Origin of the sequence: Paenibacillus sp. LK1, assembly GCF_002750415.1 — a bacterium.
Lineage (GTDB): Bacteria > Bacillota > Bacilli > Paenibacillales > Paenibacillaceae > Paenibacillus > Paenibacillus taichungensis.
Genome location: NZ_PEII01000018.1, coordinates 94,922 through 101,651, shown reverse-complemented (window position 1 = coordinate 101,651; position 6,730 = coordinate 94,922). Strand labels below are relative to the sequence as shown.

Annotated in this window: 8 protein-coding genes; 5 read left to right on the top strand and 3 right to left on the bottom strand. The window is 43.5% G+C overall.

What is annotated here, in order from left to right; all coding sequences use genetic code 11:
* The first annotated feature begins 132 nt into the window (after nucleotides 1–132).
* From CS562_RS29560 to CS562_RS29530, 5 genes are all read left to right on the top strand, one after another.
* Entirely contained in the window at nucleotides 133–474 is a 342-nt protein-coding gene (locus CS562_RS29560) for a DUF1048 domain-containing protein (protein ID WP_099859128.1), read from the top strand.
* A gap of 519 nt (nucleotides 475–993) precedes the next feature.
* On the top strand, nucleotides 994–1,188 hold the full coding sequence (locus tag CS562_RS29550) for an ATP-binding cassette domain-containing protein (RefSeq protein ID WP_373561772.1): 195 nt from the start codon (nucleotides 994–996) through the stop codon (nucleotides 1,186–1,188).
* 84 nt (nucleotides 1,189–1,272) lie between these two features.
* Complete coding sequence (locus tag CS562_RS29545; RefSeq protein ID WP_099859127.1) at nucleotides 1,273–2,034, top strand: ABC transporter ATP-binding protein; 762 nt, start codon at nucleotides 1,273–1,275, stop codon at nucleotides 2,032–2,034.
* A complete protein-coding gene (locus CS562_RS29540; RefSeq protein ID WP_099859125.1) occupies nucleotides 2,035–2,790 on the top strand; it encodes an ABC transporter permease in 756 nt (251 codons plus the stop codon). It abuts the gene before it with no gap.
* 618 nt (nucleotides 2,791–3,408) lie between these two features.
* Complete coding sequence (locus CS562_RS29530) at nucleotides 3,409–4,521, top strand: collagen-like protein (protein WP_099859123.1); 1,113 nt, start codon at nucleotides 3,409–3,411, stop codon at nucleotides 4,519–4,521.
* Between the two features lie 514 nt (nucleotides 4,522–5,035).
* Here the strand turns inward: CS562_RS29530 and CS562_RS29525 are convergent.
* The 3 genes from CS562_RS29525 to CS562_RS29515 all read right to left on the bottom strand — a co-directional run bounded on the left by CS562_RS29525 (nucleotide 5,036) and on the right by CS562_RS29515 (nucleotide 6,560).
* Nucleotides 5,036–5,323: a Dabb family protein gene (locus tag CS562_RS29525; RefSeq protein ID WP_076288827.1), complete on the bottom strand. Its 288-nt coding sequence runs from the start codon at nucleotides 5,321–5,323 to the stop codon at nucleotides 5,036–5,038.
* Nucleotides 5,324–5,396: 73 nt separating this feature from the next.
* Nucleotides 5,397–5,738 carry a nuclear transport factor 2 family protein gene (locus tag CS562_RS29520; protein WP_076288826.1) on the bottom strand — a complete coding sequence of 114 codons (342 nt, stop codon included), beginning with the start codon at nucleotides 5,736–5,738 and terminating at the stop codon, nucleotides 5,397–5,399.
* 27 nt (nucleotides 5,739–5,765) lie between these two features.
* Nucleotides 5,766–6,560, bottom strand: a complete 795-nt coding sequence (locus CS562_RS29515; RefSeq protein WP_076288825.1) for an SDR family oxidoreductase — start codon at nucleotides 6,558–6,560, stop codon at nucleotides 5,766–5,768.
* Nucleotides 6,561–6,730: the final 170 nt, after the last annotated feature.

Below are 6,730 nucleotides of genomic sequence, written 5' to 3'. Positions count from 1 at the left end.
TGTTTTGGGAAAAATGGGGTTTTGTAACATCAAAAATCAACGTCTTGAAGTCAATCTAACATCATAAGATATTCCGCACCGATAGTTTTGGAGTGTCTTGTTGAGCTTTATAAAAAGGAGGAGAAAAATAATATGATGGAATTATTCAAAAAAATGATTGGTGATAAAAAAGAGTACAAAATGATGATGGCACGTGTGGAGTCACTGCCAGAGGACTATCAGTTCGTATATAAGAAAATTCAAAACTATATGTGGAATTTCGCGACGGGTAACGGGATGGATATGCTTCACATTCAGTATGAGTTAATCGAGTTGTTCGAAGCCGGTGCCGCGGAAGGCAGACAAGTGCTGGAAATAACCGGGGACGATGTGGCGTCTTTTGCCGACGAACTAGTCGCAAACGCTAAAACCTATGTCGCCAAGTATCGTGAAGATTTGAATCAGAGTATCAAGAACCGTTTGGAAAAAAAATAAATTCAATAGAGTATATTGACTGATTAGCTGGTTACAAATGTAAATTGCTGCCTCGCTATTCANTTCAATAGAGTATATTGACTGATTAGCTGGTTACAAATGTAAATTGCTGCCTCGCTATTCAGTTAAATTTTTATCCGGTACTAAGTCATACATGATATCAGTCAGACTGAATAGCGTAAGAAGTAATGTAGTCAATCTAGCTCTGCAAGGTGCTTGACCATAATTTTTGGTTTTCTCAAGCATCCTTGCTGCGCATTTTATAAGGAGGAAGAAGCATGATTGATGCAGCGATATCTGTAAAAGGGTTAAAAAAATCCTTTAATGACAAGGAAGTATTAAAGGGAGTGGATTTTGAAGTGANAGTTAAATTTTTATCCGGTACTAAGTCATACATGATATCAGTCAGACTGAATAGCGTAAGAAGTAATGTAGTCAATCTAGCTCTGCAAGGTGCTTGACCATAATTTTTGGTTTTCTCAAGCATCCTTGCTGCGCATTTTATAAGGAGGAAGAAGCATGATTGATGCAGCGATATCTGTAAAAGGGTTAAAAAAATCCTTTAATGACAAGGAAGTATTAAAGGGAGTGGATTTTGAAGTGAGGCGTGGCGAAATTTTCGCACTTCTGGGTGCCAATGGTGCCGGCAAGACAACGACAGTCAACATCCTCTCTACACTAATAAAGCCCGATGGCGGGGNAAAATTAATGTAGTCAATCTAGCTCCGTAAGGTGCTTGACCATAATTTCCGGTTTTCTCAAGTATCCTTGCTACGCATTTTATAAGGAGGAAGAAGAATGAGTGATGCAGTGATATCTGTAAAAGGGTTAAAAAAATCATTTAATAACAAGGAAGTATTACAGGGGGTGAATTTTGAGGTGCGGCGTGGCGAAATTTTCGCACTTCTGGGTGCCAATGGAGCCGGCAAGACAACGACGGTGAATATCCTCTCTACCCTAATAAAGCCCGATGGCGGGAAAGTAGGGATTTGCGGCTTTGACGTCCAGCGTCAACCGGATCATGTGAGACAGAACATTAGCTTGACAGGGCAGTTCGCAGCTTTAGATAGCATACTCACCGGACGTGAAAACCTGATGATGATCGCCAAGATACGGGGTGTCTCCAATCCAGCTCAAGTCGTCGACAATCTACTTGCAAGATTCAGCCTGACCGATGCAGCCAACCGTCGGGTAGACAAATATTCCGGCGGGATGAAGCGCCGGCTTGACATTGCCATGAGTCTGATTGGGACACCAGCTGTCATTTTTCTCGATGAACCAACGACAGGGCTTGATCCCGAAGCGCGGATTGAAGTATGGAATACTGTCAAGGAGCTTGCCGGCGGCGGCACGACCATCTTGCTGACAACCCAGTATTTAGAGGAAGCAGAACAACTGGCCGACCGTATCGCTATCCTGCATGGCGGAATAATCATCACTACCGGTACCCTTACTGAACTCAAAGAGATGTTCCCGCCAGCGAAAGTGGAGTACATCAAGAAGCAGCCGACATTGGAGGAAATTTTCCTCGCAATCATCAATAAAAAGGAGGAGATGTAAATGAAAAACATAACAGGGGTGTTACTAGAACGTTTAATGCGAAACATCATGCGTAGTCCGGATACAATTATCACCGTTGCGCTTACGCCGATTATGATGATGCTTCTGTTTGTCTACGTATTTGGGGGCGCCATAGAGACTGGCGCTGACAATTACGTCAATTATTTATTGCCTGGAATCTTGTTGATGGCTATTGCATCCGGCGTCGCTTATACTTCCTTGCGGCTGTTTACGGATGTAAAGAGCGGATTGATGGCACGTTTCATCACCATGCCAATCAAACGCTCGTCGGTATTGTGGGCTCACGTGTTGACCTCGCTTATTTCTAATACACTTACTGTGGTGATAGTTATCCTTGTCGCGCTCTTGATGGGCTTCCGCTCCAGCGCTAGTATCCTGGATTGGCTCGCGGTAACTGGGATACTAGCGCTGTTTACGCTGGCCCTGACTTGGCTGGCGGTCATTCCCGGATTGACAGCAGGGTCTATGGAAGGGGCGACAGCCTATTCATATCCGCTGATTTTCCTGCCGTTTATCAGTTCGGCCTTTGTCCCCACTGAAACCATGCCTAAAATTGTCCGTGCGTTCGCTGAAAACCAACCAGTGACTTCAATCGTGAATGCGATTCGTGCCATCTTGTATGAAGGGTCTGTTGGTAATGATATCTGGATCGCACTTGCCTGGTGTGTCGGTATCATGTTCATCGCTTTCTTCTTCGCTAGTAAAGCATTTAAACGCCAGTTAGGGAAAAGTTGAAGGTTGATACGACCCTGGTCAAGAGCACTTCACAAGTCAGAAGATCCATCAAATCTCATTGACTACTCAAATTTGGGTCATTCTTGATTGAAGGTGAAGCCTCTAATCAGGGTTGTGGGAATAGGTTGTTTTAGGGATCCCAAGAAATCGCTCTTCATAAGACAATTTTGAAACACCATTCAAAGCCGCTAAAATAGCGGCTTTTTGTTTTGTTCAAGAAACCAAGTTCTTGTTCCTAACAAGGGGGAAAACATTCTTATAATCCAATCCTTCACACTGCGCTTTTTCTCGCAAATAATGTAATGACAGATGACGGAAAGATTGACGAACAGCAGCCTTGAAACAGTTGCCATGGAGGACAAGCCTTGTGCAAGCAAGGAGAAAATGACGACAAAGGTGAAGATGTACATTTGTTGAGTTAAATATGTCGTGGTGAAGTACATGGTACCTGCGATACCAACGTCTCGGTTCCGACCTTGGAGAAGCATCCAAAGCGATATGTCAATAGCCTTTATTTTATGAAAAATAGGTTTTAGCACGGGTGAAGATAGATGTTAGTCCATGCCTGTAGCCAACTACCTACGTACACTGAGCTATGAATATAGGGAGGTGTCCTAATTGAGTTGTCCAGATGAGAAAAAAAGGTGTAATAAAAAAATTGCAACTGTACATTCTCCAAAAGGAAAAAGAAAAAATCGTAGAGTAAAAGTAATTAAAAAAATAGTACAGGTAACATGCCCTCCACCTGAAGTGAATGTAACTACGCCTAAAGTTGTTGGCCCAACAGGACCCCAAGGTACACAAGGGATCCAAGGGATCCAAGGGGTCCAAGGAAATCAGGGCGTACAAGGACTGCCCGGACCACAAGGGCCAGCTGGAGGGCCCCCAGGTCCTCAAGGACCGCAAGGGCAACCTGGTCCAGCGGGAGCAGTAGGTCCTCAAGGTGAAGCAGGTCCAGCGGGTCCGATTGGTGCACAAGGTGTTCCAGGGGAACAAGGCGTTGTGGGGCCACAAGGCCCTCAAGGTGTACCTGGTCCAGCCGGAGCCATCGGACCACAAGGATTTGTTGGACCAACTGGAGCAACGGGTACAGCAGGAGCAGCAGGTCCAGCGGGAGCAACTGGAGCAACGGGTACAGCAGGTACGGCTGGAGCAGCAGGCCCAGCAGGCCCAGCGGGAGCAACGGGTACGGCTGGAGCAGCAGGTCCAGCAGGTCCAGCGGGAACTACTGGCGCAACAGGTGCAGCGGGGGCAGCAGGCCCAGCAGGAACTACTGGAGTGACGGGGGCTACAGGCGCAGCCGGAGGTGTTCTGGGATTTGCAGATTTTTTTGCGTTGATGCCACCAGACAATGCTGCAACGGTTGCTCCGGGCACGGACGTAAGTTTTCCGCAAGATGGACCTACAAGCGGAACTACAATTACTCGTACGGGTCCAAGCACATTTAATTTGGCTGCGATCGGGACGTATCTGGTTATGTTTCAGGGAAGTATGAATGAAGCTGGGCAACTTATGATAACACTCAATGGTGCTGACCTATCCAATTCAGTAGTGGGGCGAGCAACAGGCACAAGTCAGATGCCAGGAATGGCTTTAGTACAAACGACTGTCATTAATTCAATACTGACCGTGCGAAATCCAGCCGGTAATTCCACTGCACTAACCATGACTCCTCTCGCCGGAGGAACAAGACCCGTTTCGGCACATCTGGTTATCACACAATTAGCATAGTAAATATCGTTCGCATAGATAATGAAAATTTTGCCACCTTTATTATGGTGGCTTTTCTCATGTGATAATTAAACCATGCCTGGGGTTCACGTCATATCGAACAGACCTATGAGCTCCATCTGAATGAAAAAAAGTAGACTAAACATTTATTTGCAACCCGATATCCTAATGCTAACAACGATGATTTAACAGATGATGATCCAAGAACAGCAGTCAATAAAATGTATTCAAATTTCACAGGACAAGAAAATAGTCCATTGAAGTCGCTATTATAGCGGCTTTTTTATGTTACAGGTACAAGTTCTTGTCCCGATTGCTGAAATGGTTACGAACATAGTCTGATTACCGATTAGATGATTATCTAAATAAAAAGTAAATATAGACAAAACCTCAAAAAACACCATGGTACATGACATAAGGCTGATCACTTGGTTGACTTGCCACTTAAAGATTTCGCAGTCACTTTATTATGCGTAATTATTATAGCATTCGTCCCGTTGTTTGTTGCAGTACTTTATGCTTCGTAGCAAACCGATGCTGAGCTGTCTAATACACTACCAATAAATATGCTTATTTCTTGGTGTAAAGGATCTACCAGATACGCTTCCATATCCGTTATCGATGCAAATTTTGTGATCAGCATGAGATCATAAGAAGATGAATCACGACGTATGTCCACCTTGACCTGCATATCGAGTAAGGTTGCAATATTTCCTTTCATTTTAAGGAGGACTTCTTGTGTCTCCTCGATTTTTGTATCAGAAGAGTCTTTTAGTCTTATAAGTAAATGGTTAATTATCATGAGTATTTACCCCCGTTATAATTAGAATTTATAAATAGTGGCCTTAGAAATTTCCAAGGCCTTTGAGGTTTCTTTAAAAAATGGATAGGCTGACGATCTGATCGTCAACAATAACGAAATGATAATTCAGTAATAGTGGATCGGGTAGACCAGTCTTGTCGTAGGTACCATCCAGCTTGCATGTTAGCACAATTTCTTCACCCATTTTTTTTGCTGTTGTTGGCTCTAACGTTACATTCGCCGCGAAATGGTATTGATCACTCCATTCTCTGATCGCCTGTTTTCCATTTCGCTTTTTTCCTTCATCCAACACAACGGCATTTTCGGAAAAACAATCTACAAATACTGCTGGGTCTGGTTTATTAGATGCAGTAATATATTTGCCAATTACAGACGGTAAATGATTGAGATCCATATTGTTCTCTCCTTTTATTAATGTTAGTTAGACTGTAGGAATAGTTCCCCCATCTATGACATATTCACTACCTGTAATGGATGCTGCTCGGTCTGAGACCAAAAATGCAGCCAGTTCAGCGACTTCTTCTGGAAACCCTGGTCGGCCAATTGGAATACCTCCGAGTGAATCCATAAGTTGTTCGAGTGCACTTTCTCGACTTCCTGTTTCCGTTGCGATCCGATCAATTAATGCGTCAGCTGCTTCTGTCTGAATAAACCCGGGAGACAAAGTATTTATTCGAATTCCCTGAGGAGAAAATTCATTCGATAATCCCTTGCTATAATTAGCCAGAGCGGCTTTTGCCGATGCATAAGCCAGTGTAGTTTCATATAAAGGCAAACGTCTTTGAATGGAAGTGAAATGAAGGATAACGCCTGAATTGTTTTCTAACATAAGTGGAATTAAGCCGCGATCAAGTCGAACTGCTGCGAGTAAATTCCAATTTAATGCATGAAGCCAATCCTCATCACTCAATACAAGTGCGCCTCCTGGTGGTGTGGTTGATCCACCTACGCAATGGACAATAATATCGATACCTCCAAGTTGCTCTTTTACTGCTGTAATTACTTGCTCTATACCTTCAGGTGTGGCAACATCTGCTTGAACAAATTTGACCGGATTCGGCAAGTCAATAGAGCGGGAACGGGCAGTAGTAAGTACTGTAGCTCCTCCGTTTGTAAGTCTTTTTACAACAGCTTGTCCCATTCCCTTTGTTCCTCCGGTTACAAGGACCTTCTTGCCTTCAAATTCTGATGCAGAGAACTCAAATTCTTTATGCATATCTATTCCTCCTAGTAGTAATGGTATTCAATGATTAATTTAAAAGCGCTCTGTTTCTTAGCCTTGATGTGTTATTCGAGAGGAGCTAAAACTAATACTACACTTGCCACTTCTATAACGTCCAATTTATTATAATAATGAAAATGATGAATAATATTAATGTATGGGAG